35 protein-coding genes are annotated in these 22682 nt (G+C 60.9%); 31 read left to right on the top strand and 4 right to left on the bottom strand.

The window, feature by feature from the left end; genetic code table 11:
* Positions 1-155: 155 nt before the first annotated feature.
* The 23 genes from rpsJ (at position 156) to map (ending at position 13056) form a co-directional block, all read left to right on the top strand.
* On the top strand, positions 156-464 hold the full coding sequence (gene rpsJ / locus NEK97_RS14580) for a 30S ribosomal protein S10 (RefSeq protein ID WP_003803825.1): 309 nt from the start codon (positions 156-158) through the stop codon (positions 462-464).
* A gap of 17 nt (positions 465-481) precedes the next feature.
* On the top strand, positions 482-1132 hold the full coding sequence (rplC, locus tag NEK97_RS14575; RefSeq protein ID WP_211712127.1) for a 50S ribosomal protein L3: 651 nt from the start codon (positions 482-484) through the stop codon (positions 1130-1132).
* A gap of 4 nt (positions 1133-1136) precedes the next feature.
* Positions 1137-1754 carry a 50S ribosomal protein L4 gene (gene rplD, locus NEK97_RS14570; RefSeq protein ID WP_235517124.1) on the top strand — a complete coding sequence of 206 codons (618 nt, stop codon included), beginning with the start codon at positions 1137-1139 and terminating at the stop codon, positions 1752-1754.
* Positions 1751-2056 (top strand): 50S ribosomal protein L23, encoded by a 306-nt coding sequence (gene rplW / locus NEK97_RS14565; RefSeq protein WP_011775593.1) that lies wholly within the window; start codon positions 1751-1753, stop codon positions 2054-2056. Before rplD ends, rplW begins: the two co-directional genes overlap by 4 nt.
* A 29-nt stretch (positions 2057-2085) precedes the next feature.
* On the top strand, positions 2086-2925 hold the full coding sequence (gene rplB / locus NEK97_RS14560) for a 50S ribosomal protein L2 (RefSeq protein WP_011775592.1): 840 nt from the start codon (positions 2086-2088) through the stop codon (positions 2923-2925).
* Positions 2926-2937: 12 nt separating this feature from the next.
* Positions 2938-3219: a 30S ribosomal protein S19 gene (rpsS, locus tag NEK97_RS14555; protein WP_011775591.1), complete on the top strand. Its 282-nt coding sequence runs from the start codon at positions 2938-2940 to the stop codon at positions 3217-3219.
* A gap of 39 nt (positions 3220-3258) precedes the next feature.
* A complete protein-coding gene (gene rplV / locus NEK97_RS14550; protein WP_018776683.1) occupies positions 3259-3624 on the top strand; it encodes a 50S ribosomal protein L22 in 366 nt (121 codons plus the stop codon).
* Positions 3625-4446, top strand: coding sequence for a 30S ribosomal protein S3 (gene rpsC / locus NEK97_RS14545; protein WP_011775589.1), 822 nt, complete (start codon positions 3625-3627; stop codon positions 4444-4446).
* Positions 4447-4863, top strand: a complete 417-nt coding sequence (rplP, locus tag NEK97_RS14540; protein ID WP_003803795.1) for a 50S ribosomal protein L16 — start codon at positions 4447-4449, stop codon at positions 4861-4863.
* 2 nt (positions 4864-4865) lie between these two features.
* Positions 4866-5186, top strand: coding sequence for a 50S ribosomal protein L29 (gene rpmC / locus NEK97_RS14535; RefSeq protein WP_014922387.1), 321 nt, complete (start codon positions 4866-4868; stop codon positions 5184-5186).
* Positions 5183-5479 carry a 30S ribosomal protein S17 gene (gene rpsQ / locus NEK97_RS14530; protein WP_142938371.1) on the top strand — a complete coding sequence of 99 codons (297 nt, stop codon included), beginning with the start codon at positions 5183-5185 and terminating at the stop codon, positions 5477-5479. The genes rpmC and rpsQ overlap by 4 nt, the downstream gene beginning before the upstream one ends.
* 352 nt (positions 5480-5831) lie before the next feature.
* Positions 5832-6200, top strand: a complete 369-nt coding sequence (gene rplN / locus NEK97_RS14525) for a 50S ribosomal protein L14 (protein WP_003803789.1) — start codon at positions 5832-5834, stop codon at positions 6198-6200.
* A gap of 3 nt (positions 6201-6203) precedes the next feature.
* Complete coding sequence (gene rplX, locus NEK97_RS14520; protein WP_141281625.1) at positions 6204-6563, top strand: 50S ribosomal protein L24; 360 nt, start codon at positions 6204-6206, stop codon at positions 6561-6563.
* Positions 6563-7150 carry a 50S ribosomal protein L5 gene (gene rplE, locus NEK97_RS14515; protein ID WP_257370555.1) on the top strand — a complete coding sequence of 196 codons (588 nt, stop codon included), beginning with the start codon at positions 6563-6565 and terminating at the stop codon, positions 7148-7150. Before rplX ends, rplE begins: the two co-directional genes overlap by 1 nt.
* Before the next feature lie 78 nt (positions 7151-7228).
* A complete protein-coding gene (gene rpsH / locus NEK97_RS14510) occupies positions 7229-7627 on the top strand; it encodes a 30S ribosomal protein S8 (protein WP_142938374.1) in 399 nt (132 codons plus the stop codon).
* An 18-nt stretch (positions 7628-7645) separates the two neighbouring features.
* Positions 7646-8182 carry a 50S ribosomal protein L6 gene (gene rplF / locus NEK97_RS14505; protein WP_018776680.1) on the top strand — a complete coding sequence of 179 codons (537 nt, stop codon included), beginning with the start codon at positions 7646-7648 and terminating at the stop codon, positions 8180-8182.
* Between the two features lie 3 nt (positions 8183-8185).
* Positions 8186-8569 (top strand): 50S ribosomal protein L18, encoded by a 384-nt coding sequence (rplR, locus tag NEK97_RS14500; RefSeq protein WP_167263521.1) that lies wholly within the window; start codon positions 8186-8188, stop codon positions 8567-8569.
* A gap of 29 nt (positions 8570-8598) precedes the next feature.
* Positions 8599-9270 (top strand): 30S ribosomal protein S5, encoded by a 672-nt coding sequence (gene rpsE, locus NEK97_RS14495; protein WP_204814929.1) that lies wholly within the window; start codon positions 8599-8601, stop codon positions 9268-9270.
* Between the two features lie 2 nt (positions 9271-9272).
* Positions 9273-9479 (top strand): 50S ribosomal protein L30, encoded by a 207-nt coding sequence (rpmD, locus tag NEK97_RS14490; RefSeq protein ID WP_257370554.1) that lies wholly within the window; start codon positions 9273-9275, stop codon positions 9477-9479.
* A complete protein-coding gene (gene rplO / locus NEK97_RS14485; protein ID WP_211712130.1) occupies positions 9479-9961 on the top strand; it encodes a 50S ribosomal protein L15 in 483 nt (160 codons plus the stop codon). Before rpmD ends, rplO begins: the two co-directional genes overlap by 1 nt.
* Before the next feature lie 185 nt (positions 9962-10146).
* Positions 10147-11457, top strand: a complete 1311-nt coding sequence (gene secY / locus NEK97_RS14480; RefSeq protein ID WP_257370553.1) for a preprotein translocase subunit SecY — start codon at positions 10147-10149, stop codon at positions 11455-11457.
* A gap of 5 nt (positions 11458-11462) precedes the next feature.
* Positions 11463-12032, top strand: a complete 570-nt coding sequence (locus tag NEK97_RS14475) for an adenylate kinase (protein ID WP_235518597.1) — start codon at positions 11463-11465, stop codon at positions 12030-12032.
* Positions 12033-12228: 196 nt separating this feature from the next.
* On the top strand, positions 12229-13056 hold the full coding sequence (gene map, locus NEK97_RS14470) for a type I methionyl aminopeptidase (protein ID WP_235517121.1): 828 nt from the start codon (positions 12229-12231) through the stop codon (positions 13054-13056).
* A gap of 61 nt (positions 13057-13117) precedes the next feature.
* Here the strand turns inward: map and NEK97_RS14465 are convergent, their stop codons facing one another.
* The 3 genes from NEK97_RS14465 to NEK97_RS14455 are packed head-to-tail and all read right to left on the bottom strand — an operon-like array spanning position 13118 to position 16409.
* Complete coding sequence (locus NEK97_RS14465; protein ID WP_257370552.1) at positions 13118-14464, bottom strand: ABC transporter substrate-binding protein; 1347 nt, start codon at positions 14462-14464, stop codon at positions 13118-13120.
* 50 nt (positions 14465-14514) lie between these two features.
* Positions 14515-15423, bottom strand: coding sequence for a carbohydrate ABC transporter permease (locus NEK97_RS14460; RefSeq protein ID WP_257370551.1), 909 nt, complete (start codon positions 15421-15423; stop codon positions 14515-14517).
* Positions 15420-16409: a carbohydrate ABC transporter permease gene (locus NEK97_RS14455; RefSeq protein WP_257370550.1), complete on the bottom strand. Its 990-nt coding sequence runs from the start codon at positions 16407-16409 to the stop codon at positions 15420-15422. Before NEK97_RS14455 ends, NEK97_RS14460 begins: the two co-directional genes overlap by 4 nt.
* A gap of 238 nt (positions 16410-16647) precedes the next feature.
* On the opposite strand from NEK97_RS14455, the gene NEK97_RS14450 reads away from it, so the two are divergent.
* From NEK97_RS14450 to truA, 8 genes are all read left to right on the top strand, one after another.
* Positions 16648-17628, top strand: coding sequence for a P1 family peptidase (locus NEK97_RS14450; protein WP_257370549.1), 981 nt, complete (start codon positions 16648-16650; stop codon positions 17626-17628).
* Between the two features lie 195 nt (positions 17629-17823).
* The gene (gene infA / locus NEK97_RS14445; protein WP_011775571.1) at positions 17824-18045 is read left to right on the top strand and encodes a translation initiation factor IF-1; all 222 of its coding nucleotides are present in this window, start codon (positions 17824-17826) and stop codon (positions 18043-18045) included.
* Between the two features lie 70 nt (positions 18046-18115).
* On the top strand, positions 18116-18229 hold the full coding sequence (rpmJ, locus tag NEK97_RS14440) for a 50S ribosomal protein L36 (RefSeq protein WP_011775570.1): 114 nt from the start codon (positions 18116-18118) through the stop codon (positions 18227-18229).
* 196 nt (positions 18230-18425) lie between these two features.
* Positions 18426-18803, top strand: a complete 378-nt coding sequence (rpsM, locus tag NEK97_RS14435) for a 30S ribosomal protein S13 (RefSeq protein WP_011775569.1) — start codon at positions 18426-18428, stop codon at positions 18801-18803.
* 51 nt (positions 18804-18854) lie between these two features.
* Positions 18855-19256 (top strand): 30S ribosomal protein S11, encoded by a 402-nt coding sequence (gene rpsK, locus NEK97_RS14430; RefSeq protein ID WP_014922380.1) that lies wholly within the window; start codon positions 18855-18857, stop codon positions 19254-19256.
* A gap of 147 nt (positions 19257-19403) precedes the next feature.
* Positions 19404-20414 carry a DNA-directed RNA polymerase subunit alpha gene (locus NEK97_RS14425; RefSeq protein ID WP_011775567.1) on the top strand — a complete coding sequence of 337 codons (1011 nt, stop codon included), beginning with the start codon at positions 19404-19406 and terminating at the stop codon, positions 20412-20414.
* Between the two features lie 66 nt (positions 20415-20480).
* Positions 20481-21056 carry a 50S ribosomal protein L17 gene (rplQ, locus tag NEK97_RS14420; RefSeq protein WP_257370547.1) on the top strand — a complete coding sequence of 192 codons (576 nt, stop codon included), beginning with the start codon at positions 20481-20483 and terminating at the stop codon, positions 21054-21056.
* A 32-nt stretch (positions 21057-21088) separates the two neighbouring features.
* Complete coding sequence (gene truA, locus NEK97_RS14415; RefSeq protein ID WP_257370546.1) at positions 21089-21979, top strand: tRNA pseudouridine(38-40) synthase TruA; 891 nt, start codon at positions 21089-21091, stop codon at positions 21977-21979.
* 124 nt (positions 21980-22103) lie between these two features.
* On the opposite strand, the gene NEK97_RS14410 is transcribed toward truA, so the two are convergent.
* The coding region (locus NEK97_RS14410; protein ID WP_257370545.1) for a type II secretion system F family protein at positions 22104-22682 on the bottom strand (579 nt) is incomplete at its 5' end.

The following is a 22682-nucleotide window of genomic DNA, read 5'->3' as shown; positions in this document are numbered from 1 at the left end:
CGGTGCGCCGGCAGGTTGAGGAACCCGGAATATCCGGATTCAGCTTGTGCGGCGTGTGGTGGTAGATCCTCAAACGCCTCGGCGGCCACATCAACAGGTAAGTAAACAGAGCAGCCCTAACTAGAGCAGCACTAGCTGAAAGAGAGTCAGGCGACATGGCGGGACAAAAAATCCGCATCCGGCTGAAGTCATATGACCACGAGGTCATTGATGTTTCAGCGCGGAAGATCGTTGAGACGGTCACGCGCGCAGGCGCAACGGTAGTCGGCCCGGTGCCGCTGCCCACGGAGAAGAACGTTTACTGCGTTATTCGCTCTCCTCACAAGTACAAGGACAGCCGTGAGCACTTCGAAATGCGTACTCACAAGCGTCTGATCGACATCATCGACCCCACGCCGAAGGCCGTTGACTCGCTTATGCGTCTCGACCTGCCTGCCGACGTGAACATCGAAATCAAGCTCTAGGGAGGTGCTGAGAGACTATGACCGCAACCCGTAACGTAAAGGGCCTGTTGGGCACGAAGCTCGGCATGACCCAGGTCTGGGACGAGAACAACAAGCTCATCCCGGTAACTGTCGTCCAGGCTGACTCCAACGTCATCACCCAGCTGCGCAACGCAGAGGTAGATGGCTACGTCGCCGTCCAGATCGGCTACGGCCAGATCGATCCCCGCAAGGTCACCAAGCCGCTGGCTGGCCACTTCGAAAAGGCTGGCGTCACCCCTCGTCGCCACGTCGTCGAACTGCGTACCGCAGACGCTGCATCCTACGAGCTGGGCCAGGAGCTCTCTGTTGAGATCTTCGAAGCCGGCCAGAAGATCGACGTCGTCGGCACCTCAAAGGGTAAGGGCTTCGCCGGTGTTATGAAGCGTCACGGCTTCCACGGCGTTGGCGCTTCCCACGGTGCCCACAAGAACCACCGTAAGCCTGGCTCCATCGGTGGCGCATCCACCCCGAGCCGCGTCTTCAAGGGCCTGAAAATGGCCGGCCGCATGGGCGCCGAGCGTCACACCACGCTGAACCTCACGGTTCACGCTGTTGACGCTGAGAAGTCGCTGCTCCTTATCAAGGGTGCCGTCCCCGGTGCCCGCGGCCAGGTCGTACTCGTACGCACCGCCGTGAAGGGAGCCTAGTTAAATGACTAGCACTGTCAAGGTAGACCTGCCTGCAGAGATCTTCGACGTTCAGACCAACGTGCCGCTGCTGCACCAGGTCGTCGTCGCACAGCTCGCTGCCGCACGCCAGGGTACCCACAAGACGAAGACCCGCGCCGAGGTTTCCGGTGCAGGTCGCAAGCCGTTCAAGCAGAAGGGTACCGGCCGCGCCCGTCAGGGTTCCATCCGTGCTCCTCACATGACCGGCGGTGGCGTTGTCCACGGTCCGACCCCTCGTGACTACAGCCAGCGCACCCCCAAGAAGATGAAGGCTGCTGCACTCCGCGGCGCCCTGTCTGACCGCGCCCGCAACGGCCGCATCCACGTCATCGCTGAACTGGTAGCCGGCACCAAGCCGTCCGCCAAGGAAGCACTGGCTTCGCTGCGCTCCGTCACCGAGCGCAAGAACCTGCTCGTCGTAATCGAGCGCGCCAACGATGTTGCTGCACTGTCCGTGCGCAACCTCCAGGATGTTCACGTTCTGTACGCAGACCAGCTGAACACCTACGACGTGCTCATCTCCGACGACGTGGTCTTCACCAAGGCTGCTTTCGAGGCGTTCGTCGCTGACAAGGCAAAGAACGAGGAGGCCTCCAAGTGAGCGTAACCACCATCAAGGACCCGCGCGACGTCGTGCTTGCACCCGTCGTATCGGAAAAGAGCTACGGTCTGATCGACGAAGGCAAGTACACCTTCCTGGTGGACCCTCGCTCGAACAAGACCGAGATCAAGCTGGCCGTCGAGAAGATCTTCTCGGTCAAGGTTGACTCGATCAACACCATCAACCGTGCCGGTAAGCGCAAGCGCACCAAATTCGGCTGGGGACAGCGCAAGAGCACCAAGCGTGCAATTGTCACCCTCAAAGAAGGCACAATCGACATCTTCGGCGGTCCGCTCGCGTAGCGGAGACCACTTTAACGAGGAAATAAATTATGGGAATCCGTAAATACAAGCCGACTACCCCGGGCCGTCGTGGCTCGAGCGTAGCCGACTTCGCTGAAATCACGCGATCGACTCCGGAAAAGTCGTTGCTGCGTCCGCTGCACAAGACTGGCGGCCGTAACAACTCCGGTAAGATCACCACCCGCCACAAGGGTGGTGGGCACAAGCGCCAGTACCGTCTGATCGACTTCCGTCGTCACGACAAGGACGGCATCAACGCCCGCGTTGCCGAAATCGAGTACGACCCGAACCGTACGGCTCGCATCGCACTCCTGCACTACGTTGATGGCACCAAGCGTTACATCATCGCTCCGAACAAGCTGTCCCAGGGTGACTTCGTCGAGGCTGGTCCCGACGCTGACATCAAGCCGGGCAACAACCTGCCGCTGCGCAACATCCCGGTTGGTACCGTAATCCACGCAGTTGAACTGCGTCCGGGTGGCGGCGCCAAGATGGCACGTTCCGCAGGTGCTTCGGTACAGCTCGTTGCAAAGGAAGGCCGTTTCGCCCAGCTGCGTCTGCCCTCCGGCGAAATCCGCAACGTTGACGTGCGCTGCCGCGCAACCGTCGGCGAGGTCGGCAACGCCGAGCAGTCGAACATCAACTGGGGTAAGGCCGGCCGTATGCGCTGGAAGGGCGTTCGCCCGACCGTCCGTGGTGTAGCCATGAACCCGGTTGACCACCCGCACGGTGGTGGTGAAGGTAAGACTTCCGGTGGACGTCACCCGGTCAACCCGAACGGCAAGCCCGAGGGCCGTACCCGCCGTCCGAACAAAGAGAGCGACAAGCTTATTGTTCGTCGCCGCCGTACTGGCAAGAACAAGCGATAGGAGCCTGGACACATGCCACGCAGCCTGAAAAAAGGTCCTTTCGTTGACCAGCACCTCTTTGTGAAGGTCGCACGGGAAAACGATAAGGGCACCAAGAACGTCATCAAGACCTGGTCCCGCCGTTCGATGATCATCCCCGACATGCTCGGGCACACGATCGCCGTACACGACGGACGCAAGCACATCCCGGTGTTTGTCACTGAGTCGATGGTCGGGCACAAGCTCGGCGAATTCGCTCCCACGCGGACATTCCGCGGCCATGTTAAGGACGACCGTAAGGGCAAGCGCCGCTAAGGCGCCTGACTTTACGTCTTAGACGAGAGAAGGAAAGCAATGGAAGCCAAGGCTATTGCGCGTCACATCCGCGTAACGCCTATGAAGGCCCGGCGCGTCGTCAACCTTGTTCGTGGTAAGCAAGCGAATGAGGCTCTGGCAATTCTGAAGTTTGCCCCCCAGGCAGCTTCGGAGCCGGTATTCAAGGTACTTCAGTCGGCAATGGCCAACGCACGCGTCCTCGCGGACCGTGACGGCGTTGCATTCGACGACAGCGACCTGTTCATCAGCGAAGCATTCGTTGATGAAGGCCCGACCATGAAGCGGTTCCAGCCGCGTGCCCAAGGCCGCGCCTACCGCATCAGGAAGCGGACCAGCCACATCACGTTGGTCGTGGCAACCCCCGAGAAAGAGGAGGCTCGCTAAGTGGGACAGAAAGTAAACCCGCACGGGTTCCGACTCGGCATCACCACCGACCACGTTTCGCACTGGTTCGCTGACAGCACCAAGCCCGGACAGCGCTACAAGGACTTCGTCCGCGAGGACATCAAGATCCGTCAGCTCATGTCCACCGGCATGGAGCGCGCTGGCATCGCCAAGGTCGAGATCGAGCGCACCCGTGACCGTGTCCGCGTGGATATCCACACGGCACGCCCGGGCATCGTCATCGGTCGCCGCGGCGCAGAAGCAGACCGCATCCGCGGCGAGCTCGAAAAGCTCACAGGCAAGCAGGTTCAGCTGAACATCCTCGAGGTCAAGAACCCCGAGATGGAAGCGCAGCTTGTTGCCCAGGGCATCGCTGAGCAGCTGACTTCCCGCGTGGCTTTCCGCCGTGCGATGAAGAAGGCAATGCAGTCCGCGCAGCGCGCAGGTGCCAAGGGCATCCGTGTTGCTTGCTCGGGCCGTCTGGGTGGCGCAGAAATGTCCCGCTCGGAGTTCTACCGCGAAGGCCGTGTGCCCCTGCACACCCTCCGCGCGAACATCGACTACGGCTTCTACGAAGCCAAGACCACCTTCGGCCGTATCGGCGTAAAGGTTTGGATCTACAAGGGTGACGTCACTGCCAAGGAACTGGCTCAGCAGGCAGCTGCTGCTCCGTCCCGTGGCCGTGCAGGAGACCGTCCGGGCCGCCCGGGTGGCGACCGCCGTCGTCGTAACGACCGTCCGGCAGCTGAGGCAGCACCTGCTGCCGTTGAAGCACCGGCCGCTGAAGCTGCTGCACCCGCAGCAGAAGGAGGACAGGCTTAAATGCTTATCCCACGTCGAGTCAAGCACCGTAAGCAGCACCACCCGGGTCGTTCCGGCGCTGCTACGGGTGGCACCAAGGTCAGCTTCGGTGAGTACGGTATCCAGGCTCTCAGCCCGGCATACGTAACCAACCGTCAGATCGAGTCCGCCCGTATCGCGATGACCCGCCACATCAAGCGTGGCGGTAAGGTCTGGATCAACATCTACCCGGACCGTCCGCTGACGAAGAAGCCTGCTGAAACCCGCATGGGTTCCGGTAAGGGTTCTCCGGAATGGTGGGTCGCAAACGTCAAGCCGGGCCGGGTTCTGTTCGAACTCTCCGGTGTCAATGAAGAGGTAGCTCGCGAGGCCCTGCGCCTGGCAATCCACAAGCTGCCGTTGAAGGCACGCATTGTGCGTCGCGAAGGTGGTGAATAGAAATGGCAGTAGGGTCGAAGGATCTCGCACCCGCACAGCTGGACGGTTTCGACAACGAGCGTCTCGTTGAAGAACTCCGCAAGTCCAAGGAAGAGCTGTTCAACCTGCGTTTCCAGTCCGCCACCGGACAGCTGGAGAACCACGGTCGCCTGCGCGCGGTAAAGAAGGACATCGCACGCATCTACACCGTTCTCCGTGAGCGCGAGCTGGGCATTCGTGCCGAGGTTGCCGCACCGGTTGTGGAAGCCAAGGAAGAAAAGAAGTCCAAGAAGGCTGCCAAGGCTGAAAAGGCCGAGGTTGAAGCTGGAGAGGACGCCAAGTGAGCGAGAAGGAAACTGTGACGGAAGCAGCAGCCAGCGCTGAACAGCGCGGTTACCGTAAGACGCGTCGCGGCTACGTTGTCTCTGACAAGATGGAAAAGACCATCGTTGTTCAGGTTGAAGACCGCGTGAAGCACGCTCTGTACGGCAAGGTTATTCGCCGCACCTCGAAGGTCAAGGCTCACGACGAAGAGAACACCGCCGGCATCGGCGACCTCGTTCTCATCTCTGAGACCCGCCCGCTCTCCGCTACCAAGCGGTGGCGCCTGGTGGAGATCCTCGAAAAGGCAAAGTAAATCCGACGCCGGGCATCGCCTGGCAGGATTCAACGGAAGGCCCGTATTCCCTTGGGAATGCGGGCCTTCCCGCGTTTGCCCTCGGTTCGGATTCGATCTCTAAACGTGCTAGGATATTGAGTTTGTATGGCGCCACTTGTGCGTCGTCCACTACCTCGTAAACAATCGTGCCGCTGCATACTGCCCCGCGCAGAGTTTTCTGCAAGGGAAGCTGATGCTTGTGGCACGGGCGTTTAGGCCTGTTCTGGCAAAATCCAGGCAGGTCAAGAGACACCCCGATCAACCGTTCCGCAAGGCTCATTCCGTATGCATGATTTCGGTCTGAGAACCGGCGCGACGCAAGGAGTAGAAATTGATTCAGCAGGAGTCGCGACTGAAGGTCGCCGACAACACGGGTGCTAAGGAAATCCTTACCATTCGCGTTCTCGGTGGATCTGGCCGTCGCTACGCAGGCATTGGCGACGTTATCGTCGCAACCGTCAAGGACGCTATCCCTGGCGGCAACGTAAAGAAGGGTGACGTCGTCAAGGCTGTCATCGTTCGTACCAAGAAGGAACGCCGCCGTGCGGATGGTTCCTACATCAAGTTTGACGAAAACGCAGCTGTGATCCTGAAGAACGACGGTGACCCCCGCGGTACCCGTATCTTCGGCCCGGTTGGTCGTGAACTTCGCGACAAGAAGTTCATGAAGATCGTTTCGCTGGCCCCGGAGGTGCTTTAGTCCATGGCTAAGATCAAGAAGGGTGACCTCGTTCAGGTCATCACCGGCGCCAAGCAGGAACGTGGCGGAGACCGCGGCAAGCAGGGCAAAGTCCTGCGCGTATTCCCGGACACCAACCGCGTGTTGGTAGAGGGCATCAACCGCGTCACCAAGCACACCAAGGTCGGTCAGTCGCAGCGCGGCACCAAGACCGGTGGCATCGAGGTCGTTGAGGCCCCGATCCACGTCTCCAACGTTGCTTTGGTTGACCCGTCGACCAAGAAGCCGACCCGTGTTGGTTTCCGTCTCGACACCGTTGAGAAGGATGGTCGTTCCAAGACTGTCCGTATCCGCGTGTCCAAGGCCACCGGGAAGGACATCTAATGAGCGAGACACTGTCTGAGACCTCCGCTGCAAACAAGATCGTTCCGCGTCTGAAGACCAAGTATGCAGAGACCATCAAGAAGTCCCTGCAGGACGAGTTCAACTACGCGAACGTGAACCAGGTTCCCCGCCTGGTGAAGGTTGTTGTGAACATGGGTGTTGGAGATGCCGCCAAGGACTCCAAGCTGATCGACGGCGCTGTCCGCGACCTCACCCTGATCACCGGCCAGAAGCCGCAGGTAACCAAGGCCCGTAAGTCGATCGCACAGTTCAAGCTGCGCGAAGGCATGCCCATCGGTGCACACGCTACCCTGCGTGGCGACCGTATGTGGGAATTCGTGGACCGTCTGGTTTCGCTGGCACTGCCGCGTATCCGTGACTTCCGCGGCCTCAACGGCAAGCAGTTCGATGGCAACGGCAACTACACCTTCGGTCTGACCGAGCAGGTTATGTTCCACGAAATCGACCAGGATTCCATCGACCGCGTTCGCGGTATGGACATCACGGTCGTCACCACCGCCAAGACCGACGACGAAGGCCGCGCGCTGCTCAAGGCGCTTGGGTTCCCGTTCAAAACCGAAAACTAACTACGTGACAGGTCCGTCCGCGTTTGTTCTTGAGACCAAGCGCAGCGGAAACCGGTACGAGGAAGGGCTATAGCCCAAATGACTATGACAGATCCTGTCGCAGACATGCTTACGCGTCTGCGCAATGCAAACTCGGCATACCACGACACCGTGTCCATGCCGTACAGCAAACTGAAGGCACGCGTTGCCGACATCCTGAAGGCCGAGGGCTACATCGCCGGCTGGAAGGAAGAGGAAGCTGAGGTTGGCAAGAAGCTGACCATCGACCTCAAGTTCGGTCCCAACCGCGAGCGTTCGATCGCTGGTGTCCGCCGCATCTCCAAGCCGGGTCTCCGCGTTTACGCGAAGTCCACCAACCTGCCGCACGTGCTGGGTGGCCTGGGTATCGCAATCCTGTCCACCTCTTCCGGCCTCCTGACTGACAAGCAGGCCGGTAAGAAGGGCGTGGGCGGCGAAGTCCTCGCGTACGTCTGGTAACGGGAAAGGAAGAGAATAATGTCACGTATTGGACGTCTCCCCATCACCGTTCCTGCCGGAGTTGAGGTCAAGCTCGATGGCTCCGTCATCAGCGTCAAGGGATCCAAAGGCGAGCTGAGCCACACTGTGGCCAGCCCGATCGAGGTCTCCCTCGAAGAGAACACTCTCACGGTCACCCGCCCGAACGACGAGCGCAACTCGCGTTCGCTGCACGGCCTGACCCGCACCCTGATCGCCAACATGATCCAGGGCGTTACCGAGGGCTATGAGAAGAAGCTTGAAATCGTTGGTACCGGTTACCGCGTTCAGGCCAAGGGTTCTGACCTGGAGTTCGCTCTGGGCTACAGCCACCCGGTTAACGTCTCTGCACCCGAAGGCATCACCTTCGTAGTGGAGGGTCCGACCAAGCTCTCTGTTGCGGGTATCAACAAGCAGCAGGTCGGCGAGGTTGCTGCCAACATTCGCAAGCTGCGCAAGCCCGACCCCTACAAGGGCAAGGGTGTCCGTTACGCCGGCGAAGTCATCCGCCGCAAGGTCGGAAAGGCTGGTAAGTAAACCATGGCCATCGCAATTAACAAGAAGCGTTCGAACAAGAGCAAGTCTGCTGCACGCAGCCGTCGCCAGCTTCGTATCCGCAAGCGCATCAGCGGCACGGCTGTACGTCCTCGTCTGGTCGTCAACCGCTCCGCACGTCACGTATTCGTCCAGGTTGTCGATGACAGCAAGGGTGTAACCGTGGCTTACGCTTCCACCCTGGAAGCTGACCTTCGCGCATTCGACGGAGACAAGACTGCAAAGGCCAAGCGCGTCGGCGAGCTCGTTGCCGAGCGTGCCAAGGCTGCAGGCGTCGAGGCTGTTGTCTTCGACCGTGGCGGTAACAAGTACCACGGCCGCATCGCCGCCGTCGCTGACGGTGCTCGCGAAGGTGGGCTGGCACTGTGACCGCTGAAAACAACGAAAAGGACATTCAGGTGACTGAAGCTGTAGCTGCTGAAGCAACTGAGACCGCACCCGCTGCCGATGACCGCCGTGGCGCTCGTCGCGGCGAGCGTGGCGACCGTGGCCAGGGCCGCGGCGACCGTGGTGGCCGTGGTGGCCGCGACGGCGGTCGTGAAGCCGAGAAGAGCCAGTTCGTAGAGCGCGTTGTCACCATCAACCGCGTTGCCAAGGTCGTCAAGGGTGGTCGTCGCTTCAGCTTCACCGCACTCGTCGTCGTCGGTGACGGCAACGGTATGGTCGGCGTCGGCTACGGCAAGGCCAAGGAAGTTCCCGCAGCAATCGCGAAGGGCGTTGAAGAGGCCAAGAAGTCCTTCTTCCGCGTTCCCCGCGTTGGCAGCACCATCCCGCACCGCGTGCAGGGTGAAGCTGCTGCAGGCGTCGTCCTGCTGCGTCCGGCTTCCGCCGGTACCGGTGTTATCGCCGGTGGTCCGGTCCGCGCGGTATTGGAGTGCGTGGGTATCCACGACATCCTCTCCAAGTCGCTCGGTTCTTCCAACGCGATCAACATCGTTCACGCGACCGTTGCCGCTCTGAAGCAGCTCGAAGAGCCCGCTTCCGTGGCTGCCCGCCGTGGCTTGCCGCTGGACGAGGTTGCTCCTGCTGCTCTGGTGCGCGCGCTCCAGAACCAGAAGGCAGGTGTTTAGTCATGGCTAAGAACGTGACTCCCTCCGACGCCAAGTTGGAGATCACCCAGATCAAGGGCGTCATCGGCGCCAAGCAGAACCAGATTGCGACCCTCCGGTCCCTCGGTCTCAAGCGCATCGGACACACCGTTGTCCGTACCGCTGACGCCGTGACCGTTGGCATGCTCAACACGGTTCCGCACCTCGTGAATGTAGAGGAGGCGAAGTAATGGCAGAGAACAAGACCGCCGCAGAGGCTGCTGAGAAGCAGAACGCTCTGAAGGTCCACCACCTGCGTCCCGCTCCGGGTGCCAAGACCGCCAAGACCCGTGTTGGTCGTGGTGAAGGCTCCAAGGGTAAGACCGCTGGTCGCGGTACCAAGGGTACGAAGGCCCGCTACCAGGTAAAGGCTGGCTTTGCCGGCGGCCAGCTGCCGCTGCACATGCGCCTGCCGAAGCTGCGCGGCTTCAAGAACCCGTTCCGGGTTGAGTTCCAGGTTGTAAACCTGGAGAAGCTCAACGAGCTGTTCCCGGAAGGTGGCGCTGTCACCGTTGAGTCCCTGGTTGAGAAGGGTGCCGTTCGCAAGAACCAGCCCGTAAAGGTGCTGGGCACCGGCGACATCACCGTCAAGGTTGACGTCACCGCCCACGCATTCTCCGCCAGCGCGACGGAAAAGATTGCTGCAGCAGGCGGAAGCACCACTGCTCTCTAAGAGCCAGTGGGGCGAAAGCCCGTTGTAAAAAATCCCGGTGTGCGGGGCTTCGGCCCCGTATACCGGGATTTTTTTGCGTGATTGTGGACTCTCGATTATTAAGACGGCGTCACCAGCGGTTAGACTCGGTTGTTGGGTTTCATTGAGCCCCATCACATCCTTGTACTTTCTACTCAGGAGGACGCTTGCTAAGCGCATTCGGCCGGGCGTTTCGGACGCCTGATTTGCGACGCAAGTTGTTGTTCACGCTGGGAATCATCACAATCTTCCGCTTGGGAGCTTTCATCCCCTCGCCTGGTGTGAACTACCAGAATGTCCAGCAATGCTTGAACAACGGTGACACCTCGCAGGGCATCTACCAGCTGGTGAACTTGTTCAGCGGCGGCGCGTTGCTGCAGGTATCGATCTTTGCCCTGGGCATCATGCCCTACATCACGGCGAGCATCATCGTGCAGTTGCTTCGGGTGGTTATTCCCCGGTTCCAGCAGCTCTACGAGGAAGGTTCCTCCGGGCAGTCAAAACTGACGCAATACACCCGGTACCTCACCATCGCTCTCGGCCTGTTGAACGCCACCACTTTGGTGTCGCTGGCCCGATCCGGACAGTTGCTGCCGGGCTGTAACCTGCCCATCATTCCTGATGAGAGCATCATTACCACCCTCCTGCTGATCATCACGCTGACTGCAGGCACCGGCCTCATCATGTGGATGGGCGAGCTCGTCACCGAGCGCGGCGTCGGCAACGGCATGTCCCTCCTGATCTTCACCTCCATCGCTGCCGGCTTCCCCCGTTCACTGGGTTCCATCTGGGAGACCAAGGGCCCCGGAACGTTCTTCATCGTTCTTGCCATTGGACTGCTGACTGTGGCTCTGGTGGTCTTCGTGGAGCAGTCCCAGCGCCGTGTCCCGGTCCAGTACGCCAAGCGTATGATCGGTCGACGCACCGTGGGTGGGACCAGCACCTATATCCCCATCAAGGTGAACATGGCCGGCGTCGTGCCTGTCATCTTTGCTTCCTCCATGCTGTACCTGCCGGGCCTGATCTCGCAGTTCAACCAGCCCAAGCCGGGGGAGCAGATTGCTCCATGGGTCGAGTGGATCAACAACAACCTCACCCGTGGCGACCACCCCATCTACATGGCGCTCTACTTCGCCATGATCGTGTTCTTCACGTACTTCTATGTAGCCATCACCTTCAACCCTGAAGAAGTGTCGGACAACATGAAGAAGTACGGCGGGTTCATTCCGGGCATCCGGGCGGGTAAACCGACCGCGGACTACCTGCAGTACGTGCTTTCCAGGATCACGCTTCCCGGAGCCTTCTACCTTGGCTTCGTGGCGTTGATTCCGCTGGTCGCACTCGTCCTGATCAATGCCAACCAGAACTTCCCGTTCGGTGGCACATCAATCCTGATCATGGTGGGTGTTGGCCTGGAGACCGTCAAGCAGATTGATGCGCAGCTACAACAACGTCACTACGAAGGGCTTTTGCGATGACGAGAATGCTGATCATTGGACCTCCCGGTTCGGGTAAGGGTACGCAGGCCGAGCGCATTTCCGAGCGCCTCGGCGTAGTCGCCATCTCCACCGGCGACATCTTCCGTGCCAACGTCAAGGGCGAAACCCCCTTGGGCATTGAGGCCAAGAAGTACATGGACGCCGGCGATTTCGTTCCGGACAGCGTCACGAACAACATGGTTCGCGACCGCCTCGGCCAGGACGACGTCGAGAACGGCTTCCTGTTGGACGGCTACCCGCGCACAACGGCGCAGGTTGACTACTTGGACCAGATCCTCGCCGAGGGCCAGCAGGAGCTCGACGTCGTGCTCCAGCTGACTGCCGACGACGAAGAACTGGTTGCCCGCCTTTTGGGCCGTGCCAAGGAAACCGGCCGCTCCGATGACAACGAGACTGTGATCCGACACCGTCTTGACCTGTACCACGAGCAGACCGAAGCCGTCGTAGCCAAGTACTCCGAGCGTGGCATCCTGACACAGGTTGATGGCATCGGCGGTATCGACGAAGTTACCGACCGTGTGCTCACGGCGATCGAGTCGGCCAAGGCTGTCTAGCAGTACGTTCTCCACATAGCCGGATTACCGGCATGGGAGTGATGGGTGGGTCCCGTACCGTTTGGTGTGGGGCCCACCTTTTTCGTTCCCTGTCATGGGGTGGGTGCCAGCCAATTTCGGTCCTGCCCACGGATACGGGAAAATAATTGAAGCACGGGGCCAGGCGGGTCCCACCAGCAACCTTCCAAAGGAGAACATGGCGTTCGGTCAGCCCCGTATTGAATACAAGTCCAACGAGCAAATGCGCACCATGCACCAGGCAGGCCTTGTGCTGAGCCGTGCCCTGGACGCTGCCGTTGCGGCGGCTAAGGCCGGAGTCACCACCAAGGACCTGGATGATGTATTCGCCGCAGTCCTCAACGAGGCCGGCGCGAAGTCGAATTTCCTCGGATACCACGGCTTTCCGGCCACCATCTGTACCTCGGTGAACGAAGAGGTTGTTCACGGTATCCCGGGGGGCCGTGTCCTGCAGGACGGCGACATTATCTCCATCGACGGCGGCTGCATTGTGGACGGCTGGCATTCTGATTCCGCACGGACAGTGATTGTTGGAACCGCGGATCCCGAAGACCAGCGCCTCTCCGATGTCACGGAGGCCGCCATGTGGCGTGGAATCGCTGCCTTGGCCACCGGAAAGTTCGTGGGGGACATCGGCAACGCCATCGACGACTACGTATCGTCCGTCGAAGGCAAGCCCCTCGGCATCCTCGAAGACTATGTAGGCCACGGTATCGGGTCTGAAATGCATATGGCGCCCGATGTGCTGAACTACAGGACCAACCACCGCGGCCCGAAGATCCGTCCCGGCCTGTGCCTTGCCATTGAGCCGATGCTGGTTCGCGGGGACATTGAAACCGCAACCCTCGACGACGACTGGACAGTGGTCACCACCGACGGCAAGCGCTCCTGCCAATGGGAGCATTCGGTAGCCGTACATGAAAAGGGCATTTGGGTCCTGTCTGCCCCGGACGGCGGAGCAGCGCAGCTGGCGCCGCTCGGCGTCGTGCCAGTCCCCATCCCGTAGCTGACATATGAAGAGAGCCGGGCTGCTGAAGCAGCCCGGCTCTCTTCATGCTCGGCGGAGTTTATGCCTTCAGTTTGGGCTTGACGTCCTTGGTGTAGATGCCCTCGAGCGTCTTCTTCAGCTCCGTCATGGTGGCCTGCACATCGCCCTGCTGCGTGAGGATCTTCGCAGCAGACTTGGCCATTTCCTGGTCCGCACCCGGAAGGAAGACCCTCGCGTTGTCCTGGACCTTGGTGGCTGCGAGCTGGTCCATGGCGATCTTGATCTGCGGCGTGGTGGCCAGGACGGTAGACATGTCCGCGGAGAGCCGCGTAGGCATGTAGCCGGTGGCAGCAGAGAACGCAGCCGTGTTCTCGGGTTCGGTCATGAACTTGAGGAAGGTTGCGGCAGCCAACTGCTCTTCCTTGCTGATCCCGCTCGGAATGCCCAGCCCCGCGCCGCCTGTCGGGCAAACGCCACTGGTAACCTGGGGACCGCCGGGGAGGAACCCGACGCCGACGTTGAACTTGGCAGCCTTCAGGACACCCAACAGGGAGCCGGTGGAGGAGATGGTCGACGAGGTAAGGCCAGCGGCGAAGTCGTCAGCAGCTTCCTTGGACGAGACGCCAGCCCATCCGTCTTTGTAAATGGAGTCTTGCGCCCACTGCAGGGCAGCCACGGATTCCTTGGAGTCGCAGGTGATGTCCCAGTCCTTGGACCAGCTCCCGCCCCAGCCCCACAGGTTGTTCTGCAGGGTCCAGCCGGCGTAGCCAGCCAACGCCGGGTAGATGTAGGCGTACTGGGCGCCGGAGCTTGCCTTCAGTTTGGGTGCCCATTCAGCGAATTCCTGCCAGGTTGCAGGAGCACGGTCCGGAAGTCCTGCGGCTTTGAAGTGGTCCTTGTTGTAGTAGAACAGCGGGGTGGACCGGCCGTAGGGCAGGGCCCATTGCTTGTTGTCGTACTTGTAGTCGTCAACGAGGGACTTCTGGAAATCGTCGATCTTGATGTCGAGCTGCTTCACCAGTCCGTCAAGGGGAATGATGCTGCCGTTGGAGAAGTAGCGGAACCACCACACGTCGGAAAGGACCACCAATCCGGGGAGCCCGGTTTTGGCCGCCTGCGACGTCTGGAACTTCTGGGCAATCTCTTCGTAGTTCGCCCCAGCCGTGACCAGGTTGACCTTGATGTCAGGGAACTTGGCGTGGAACTTGTCGATGATGGCCTTTTCCACGTCCTGCGACTTGCCCGGGTGGTTGGTCCAGAAATCGATGGAGGCGGCAGGCTTCACGCCGCTGAAGTCGATCGTTGCGGTGTCGACGGCGTCTGCCGTGCCCGCCGTCGAGGGTCCACCACATGCGGCGAGGGCCGCTGCTCCGGCTCCGAGGCCTGCAAGTCCCAGGAAATGTCGGCGGTCAAGGTTGGTGCGCATGGTGCTTCCTTTCAATAACGTACTTCGATGCGATTGGTGCGGTGGGAGAATCAACCGGTGACGCTTCCCTGCGTCAGGCCGGCAACGATGTAGCGCTGGAGTGCGGCGAAGACCAGCAGGATCGGAACGATCACCAGGACGGCCCCGGCCATGAGGATTCCCCAGCCTGCTCCGTTGCTTTCGGAGTTCTGCAACAAGGTGAGCCCCACTGGCAGGGTCATCGTCTCCGGACGATCGGTGATGATGAGCGGCCAAATGTAGTCATTCCATTCGCTGACCACTGTCACCAACGCCACAGTCGCGATGGACGGTACCGACACGGGCACGATGATTTGCCACAAGCGTCGCCAATGGCCGGCGCCATCGATCTCGGCCGCTTCAAGGATCGACGGCGGAAGGGTCAGGAAGTGCTGCCGAAGGAGGAAGGTGCCAAAGGCAGTGCCGAGTCCCGGAAGGATGATGCCCCACAGGGTGTTCTTGCCTCCCATGCCCGCTATGAGGATGTAGTTGGGCAGGATGGAAACCTGCGCCGGAACCATCAGGGCGACCAGGATCAGGACGAAAATGACGTTCTTGAACGGAAAGCGCACGAACACCAGGGCGTAGGCGGTCAGGATCGCCAGGATGACTTTGACGGTGGAACCAACCACTGTGACTATCAGGCTGTTCGCGAAAAATTGGGCGAACGGAACCGTCGTCATGGCTGTGGCATAGTTCTCCAGGTTCAAGGACTCCGGCAGGATTTTCAGGTCCATGGTGACGATTTCGCCCGGTTGCTTGAACGAGCTGAGCAGCATCCACAGCAATGGCAGGGCCACCACCAGCGTGGCGACGATCAGCGGAACGTAGCCCGCGGCGACTGTCTGGAGAAGGCTCGCAGGTGACAGGGGCCTGTGCCGACGGTCCGGCTCAGCGTCCTGCTGGGAAACGACGACGGCGGCTGGTGACGGTGCGCTCATGAGTAGTGGACCTTTCGCTCAACGAACCGCAGTTGGAGGACCGTGATGATCAGCAGGATGGCGAAGAGGATCACTGAGATCGCCGCGGAGTAGCCCGCCCTGTTGTAGGCGCCGAAAGCCTGGAGGTAGGCCTCGTAGATCAACGTGCTGGTGCCATTGCCCAGCGGTGTCATGATGCGGATCAGGTCGAATGCCTGCAACGAACTCAGCATGGTGGTGATCAGCAGGAAGAACGTGGTGGGGGAGAGCAACGGCAACGAGATGCTGAGGAACCGTCGTACACCGTTCGCCCCGTCGAGGGCCGCGGCTTCCATCACGTCCCGCGGAAGTGACTGCAGCCCGGCCAGATAGACCACGGCGCAATAGCCCAGGTTCTTCCAGACGTAGACAATGATGACCATCACCAACGAAAGCTGGGGCTCGTTGATCCACTGTGGGCTCTGCTGACCGAGCCCACGAAGGATCCAAGCCAGGACACCGTAGCCGGGATCGAAGATGAACAACCACACCAAACCGACACCCACCCCGGAGAGCACGTACGGCGCAAACACCGCGGACCGGGCCAACGTGGTGCCGCGAACCTTCGCATTCAACGCCAAGGCAACAAGCAAGCCCAGGACCATGGAGCCGCCCACTGTAACAAGCGTGAAGACTGCCGTGGTGCCGAGGACTTTCGAGGCGTCCTCGCCGGTGAAGAACGTGACGTAGTTCTGCAGCCCAACAACCGTGGCTGAAGCGGATCCCAGCGTCCAATCCAACGTGGAGTAGTAGATGTTGTTAATCAGCGGCCAGTACGTGAAGGTGCCAATCAGCACCAGGTTGGGAAGGGCCATGGCCAGGAAGACGACAAAGTCCTTGCGGCTGCGGCCGGACCAGCGCCGTCTCTCCCGGTTTCTCCCGGGCGTGGCAACCGGCGGGGCGGGGGCCGCTGTGTCCGGGCCGTCCGCGGGCGCGGTGCTGCTCTTGTGAATCAAAGGGGCAGTCATGGGTCACTAACGTTCTCGGGTGAATGAGGGGGTTCGCCAGCGCCCGGACCGGGGCGGCGAAGACAGGCCTAGCTCACCACACCGAAGTGGCCTGTCGGGACCAAAAAGGCATCCCTGAGTGATAGTTGTCTGACACTTCCCAACGCGTTTACTCGGTGTTCCCCGCGTGTTCGTATTTGAGGCTCGGCTCCCACTTCCAGTCCAGGGCGAGTGTTGCAGCACGGTGGAGAATGGAGCCATGAATGCGATCACCGATGTTGCGGGCGTACGGGTTGGTCATGTGCAGAGGGTGGGGGATGGGTGGCTGTCCGGGGTGACCGTGGTGCTGCCTCCGCCCGGAACTGTGGGGTCGGTGGATGTTCGCGGCGGAGGTCCCGGGACGCACGAGACCGACGCTTTGGATCCCACCACGTTGGTGTCCACCGTTGATGCCGTGGTGTTGACAGGTGGCAGCGCCTTCGGGCTGGCCTCCGCGCATGGGGCGCAGGCATGGTGTGAGGAACAGGGGCGCGGCTTTGTCGTCCCGGGAACCGTGGTGCCAATTGTTCCGGCCGCGGCCATTTTCGACCTCGGGCGTGGCGGCGACGTGCGCGCACGGCCCGACGCCGACATGGGCTACCAGGCAGCTGCCGCGGCGTTCGCCTCCGGCGACCATGCCGCGTTCGAGCGTGGAAACGTTGGTGCCGGTACCGGTGCGGTCATAGCCCGCGGCCAGTACAAGGGCGGGATCGGTACGTCCTCGATCGAACTCGACGGCGGCGTGATTGTAGGGGCCATCGCTGTGGTGAACGCGCTGGGGACGCCGGTGGGGCTGGGACCCGGCAGCGCGCGTCTAAGGGAGGAACGACCGAGCGCGCAGAGGGTCGCAGACCCGTTGGCCCCGCCGCAGGGGCTCAATACGACCCTGGTCGTGATCGCTACGAATGCAATTTTGGATGTGGCCGAGTGCAAGCGGACGGCATCTGCCGGGCATGCCGGGCTGGCCCGGGCCCTGGATCCGTCCCACACCCTTGCCGACGGTGACACCGTGTTCGCTTTGGCGACTGGCGCCGTCGGGCTTGACCGTAGTACTGAACAAGCGCGGCAGGTCTCGCTCATCACGCTCCAGAGTGCTGCGGCGGAAGCCGTGCGGCTGGCTATCCTGGATGGTGTCCTGGCCGCCGAAAGCGTCTCGACGCCGGCAGGTGATTTCCCGGCGTTCGGGACTGCGGGGGAGTGACGGCGGCGGATGCTTGCGCTACCATGGACGGATTTAACTTTCCGGCCCGATTGGCGTAGAGTTATTTGTTGGTTGTCTGTGCAGCCACGCCCTTTTTAGTGTCGTGGTTCCAAGGGGGCCAAGCAAACAAAAAACGTCCGCTGGATCTTCGGTGCCTAACTGAAGGACGGCGGCAAACAACAGTTAGCGGAGGATATGGCCAAGAAGGACGGGGTCATTGAGATCGAGGGCGTTGTGACTGAGGCGCTGCCCAATGCGATGTTTCGCGTTGAGCTCACCAACAAGCACGTCGTTCTCGCACACATCTCTGGGAAGATGCGACAGCACTACATTCGAATCCTCCCCGAGGACCGGGTAGTGGTTGAGCTGAGCCCATACGACCTCACACGTGGTCGTATCGTCTACCGCTACAAGTAAATTGCTGGGCGGCAGGCAATAGTGCCAAGCCGCTCCAGCAGATCAACTGCAAAACACGCAAAGGAACGCCATGAAGGTCAAGCCGAGCGTCAAGCAGATCTGCGACAAGTGCAAAGTGATCCGCCGTAACGGCCGGGTCATGGTGATCTGCGAGAACCCGCGCCACAAGCAGCGCCAGGGCTAATTCCCCTTCCGGGAATCAGCGCCCGCAAGGGCAAACCTGGGTTGCTAGCCCACGCAAGTAAATAAAGGCAGCACAAGCTGTGCCAGGACTGCATTACAGAGCCTGGTCAGCGAACCCCCGGTCGGAGGCTGGGGCCACACGGAACGTGTGGGTGTACTGCCTACGACCTCCGGTTTATTCAAGGAGTACCGCCACTATGGCTCGTCTCGCTGGCGTAGACATTCCCCGCGAAAAGCGGTTGGAAATTGCGCTTACTTACATCTACGGCGTGGGCAAGACTCGTGCACACGAAACCCTGGCTGCCACCGGCATCAGCGCTGACGTTCGCGTCAAGGACCTGACTGACGCCGAGCTGGTCCAGCTGCGTGACTACATTGAAGGCAACTACAAGGTTGAGGGTGACCTTCGCCGCGAGGTAGCCGCTGACATCCGCCGCAAGGTTGAGATCGGCAGCTACGAAGGCCTGCGCCACCGCAAGGGCCTGCCCGTACGCGGACAGCGTACGAAGACCAACGCGCGTACCCGCAAGGGTCCGAAGCGCACCGTCGCCGGCAAGAAGAAGGCCGGACGTTAATCCCTCGGGATTGACCTGGTTTTCCCCCGATAACTTTCTGTAGGAGAAACAATGCCCCCGAAGACTCGTGGAGCGGTTCGTAAGCCGCGTCGCAAGGATAAGAAGAATATTGCGCTTGGCCAGGCGCACATCAAGAGCACCTTTAACAACACCATCGTGTCCATCACGGACCCGAACGGTGCTGTCATCTCATGGGCTTCCGCCGGTGAGGTTGGCTTCAAGGGCTCCCGTAAGTCCACCCCGTTCGCTGCCCAGATGGCTGCCGAAGCTGCTGCAAAGCGCGCTCAGGAGCACGGTCTGCGCAAGGTTGACGTATTCGTCAAGGGCCCGGGATCCGGACGCGAAACCGCAATCCGTTCGCTTCAGGCCGCTGGCCTCGAGGTTGGCTCCATCCAGGACGTCACCCCCAGCGCCCACAACGGTTGCCGCCCCCCGAAGCGTCGCCGCGTCTAATTAGGTCTTCCCTGCCTGACCGGCCGGGCCTGCTGTGGATGGTTTTCCGTCCATAAGCATGGCCCGGCTGGTCAGGCTGGAAACCGAAGCCGATTTCCACCACCTGTGTTGCGTCATATAGCGGATGCTCGCCGAAAGGAAACCTAAGTGCTCATTGCACAGCGCCCCACCCTGTCCGAAGAAGTTGTATCCGAGAACCGCTCCCGTTTCATCATTGAACCGCTGGAGCCGGGCTTCGGCTACACCCTCGGAAACTCCCTCCGCCGTACCCTGCTCTCCTCCATCCCCGGTGCCGCTGTAACCAGCATCCGGATCGATGGCGTGCTGCACGAGTTCACCACGGTTCCGGGTGTCAAGGAAGATGTCACCGAGATCATCCTGAACATCAAGAACCTTTCGGTTTCCTCCGAGCACGATGAGCCGGTTGTTGCTTACCTGCGCAAGCAGGGCCCCGGAGTCGTCACCGCCGCGGACATCGCTCCGCCGGCCGGCGTCGAATTCCACAACCCGGATCTGCACATTGCCACTCTGAACTCGAAGGGCAAGTTCGAACTCGAACTGACCATCGAGCGCGGCCGTGGCTACGTTTCGGCAGCTCAGAACAAGTCCGGCGACTCCGAGATCGGCCGTATTCCGGTCGACTCGATCTACTCGCCGGTCATGAAGGTAACTTTCCGCGTGGAAGCTACCCGTGTTGAGCAGCGCACCGACTTCGACAAGCTCATTGTCGACGTCGAGACCAAGCAGGCAATCGCTCCCCGCGATGCTGTTGCTTCCGCAGGTACCACCCTGGTGGAACTGTTCGGTCTGGCCCGTGAGCTGAACACCGCAGCTGAAGGTATCGAGATTGGCCCGTCGCCGACGGACGCTGCCCTGGCAGCCGACATGGCTCTGCCGATCGAGGATCTGGACCTCACGGTCCGTTCCTACAACTGCCTCAAGCGTGAGGGCATCCACACCGTGGGTGAACTCGTTGCCCGCTCCGAGGCTGACCTGATGGACATCCGTAACTTCGGTGCGAAGTCCATTGACGAGGTCAAGGCAAAGCTCGTCGAACTGGGTCTGTCCCTCAAGGACTCCCCTCCCGGTTTCGATCTCGCAGCCCGCGCCGCAGCCATCGAAGAGGACGACGCCGCGTTCAGCGACGACGAGCTCTAAACAGCAGATCTTGGCCGCCGGGTCCAGCAATGGACCTGACCGGCTTACACAACAGGAGAAATAACTATGCCTACCCCCACTAAGGGTCCGCGCCTCGGAGGCGGCCCGGCTCACGAGCGCCTGATGCTCGCGAACCTGGCAGCTGCTCTGTTTGAGCACAAGCGCATCACCACCACGGTTACCAAGGCCAAGCGCCTCAAGCCGTACGCAGAGCGTCTGGTCACCTTCGCCAAGCGTGGCGACCTCGCTTCCCGCCGCCGCGTTCTCGGCCTGATCAGCGACAAGGGCGTTGTCCACGAGCTGTTCACCGACATCGCCGGCGCCGTTGCCAACCGCGATGGTGGCTACACCCGCATCACCAAGATCGGCAACCGCAAGGGCGACAACGCTCCCATGGCTGTCATCGAGCTCGTTCTCGAGCCGGTTTCCCCGAAGCAGGCCGTTGTTGCTGAAGCAACCAACGCTGCTGCCAAGGCTGCTCCGGCTGCTGAAGCTCCGGCTGCCGAGGAAGAGGTCGTAGAGACCGAAGCTGCTGAAACCGAAGAAGCTCCGGCTGCTGAGGCCGAGGCTGCTGAAGCTGAAGCTGCTGAAACCGAAGAGGCTGAAACCGAAGAGGCTCCGGCCGCTGAGGACAAGAAGTAATTCACTGAATTCTTCACAGTAGACTTAAGTCTATGAACGAACGAAAACCCGCTGCCCCCGTTATGGGGGGCGGCGGGTTTTTGCGTGTCCGGCTGGATCTCTCGTACGACGGCGGCCCTTTCAGCGGGTGGGCACTGCAGCCTGGTCTTCGCACGGTGCAGGGGTCGCTTGAGGAAGCACTGACGCTCCTGCTGCAGCGGCCCGTCCGCGTGACGGTTGCCGGCAGGACTGACGCCGGGGTCCATGCCCGTGGGCAGGTAGTTCACCTGGACCTGACCGAAGCCGAGTGGCTGGCACTGCCGCGAGGGCACGAACTCGATCCCGCCGTCGCGCTTTTGCGTCGTCTCCGTGGTGCGTTGAGCCGGATTCTTGGCGACCTGACCGGCGCTGTGGAGGTGCACGACGCCGGCCTGGCGCCTGAAGGTTTCGACGCCCGCTTTTCTGCGTTGTGGCGCAGGTACAGCTATCGGATCGCCGACGGTCCGGAGCGGTGGGACCCTGTCCTTCGAAGCATTACCCTGTGGCATAAGTCTGCGGTGGATGTCTCCGTGATGAACCACGGCGTGCAGGCACTGCTGGGACTCCAGGATTTCAGGTCCTACTGCAAACCCCGCGAAGGTGCCACGACAGTCCGTGAACTGCAGAAGTTCTCCTTTGAACGGGGGAGCGACGGCGTCATTGTCGCGACAGTCCAGGCGGATGCCTTCTGCCACAACATGGTGCGCTCACTGGTTGGTTCTGCCCTGAGGGTGGGCGAGGGACTGGAGTCTCCCGAGTGGCTGCATGCCAGGCTTCTGGAACGAAAGCGCGACGCCAAGTCCGTCCTTGCCGCCCCCCACCCCTTGGTGCTGGAAGAGGTTGCATACCCCATGGACAGCGAGTTGTTGGCCCGGGCGGAGCTGACCCGCGCCAGGCGCGAGTAACCTTGGTGATTCCGGACCGGACTTTGGAGGACCCCCTCCCGGCTCTGGGTACCGGAAGGGGGCCGCTGTGGCACTCCGTGGTCTGGGATCCGCGAAGTGCCGGTCTATATCCCTGCGGGAAAGATCAGCTGAAGGTTTGCATGATTTTGATGACGGCAGGGCCCAGAAGGACTATGAACAGCACCGGAAAAATGCAGAACAGCAGGGGGAAGAGCACCTTCACTGGAAGCTTCATGGCTTTCTCTTCCGCATTCTGCCGCCGCTTGACGCGGGCTTGCTTGGCTTGTGCACGAAGGACGTTCGCGATGCCGATACCGTACTTGTCGGCTTGGATGACGGCGAGGACGAAGCTGCGAACGTCTGGTACAGCACAGCGATCAGCCAACGCCTCGTAGGCCTCACCCCGTGGTCGTCCGACCTGCATATCCTGGAGCGTCCGGACCAATTCCACGGCGAGCGGTCCTTCGCCGTGAATCGACGCCCTCTCCATGGCGGACTCGAAACCCAGCCCCGCCTCAACTGAAATGAGCATTTGATCGAGGGTGTTGGGAAATTCCAGCTTGATGGCGTCCTGTCGTTTGATCCCGATGTTGACGATCAGAAGATCCGGGAGGAAGTACAGGAGCACAGCCAGGAACATACCGAAGACCGACGCTGCACCGTTCTCACTGGCTAGAACCAACATGACGCCCGAGAGTGCGCC

This window comes from Paenarthrobacter sp. UW852, from assembly GCF_024608385.1.
GTDB lineage: Bacteria > Actinomycetota > Actinomycetes > Actinomycetales > Micrococcaceae > Arthrobacter.
The sequence above is the reverse complement of the archived record's forward strand: the minus strand, read 5'-3'. Positions and strand labels throughout refer to the sequence as shown.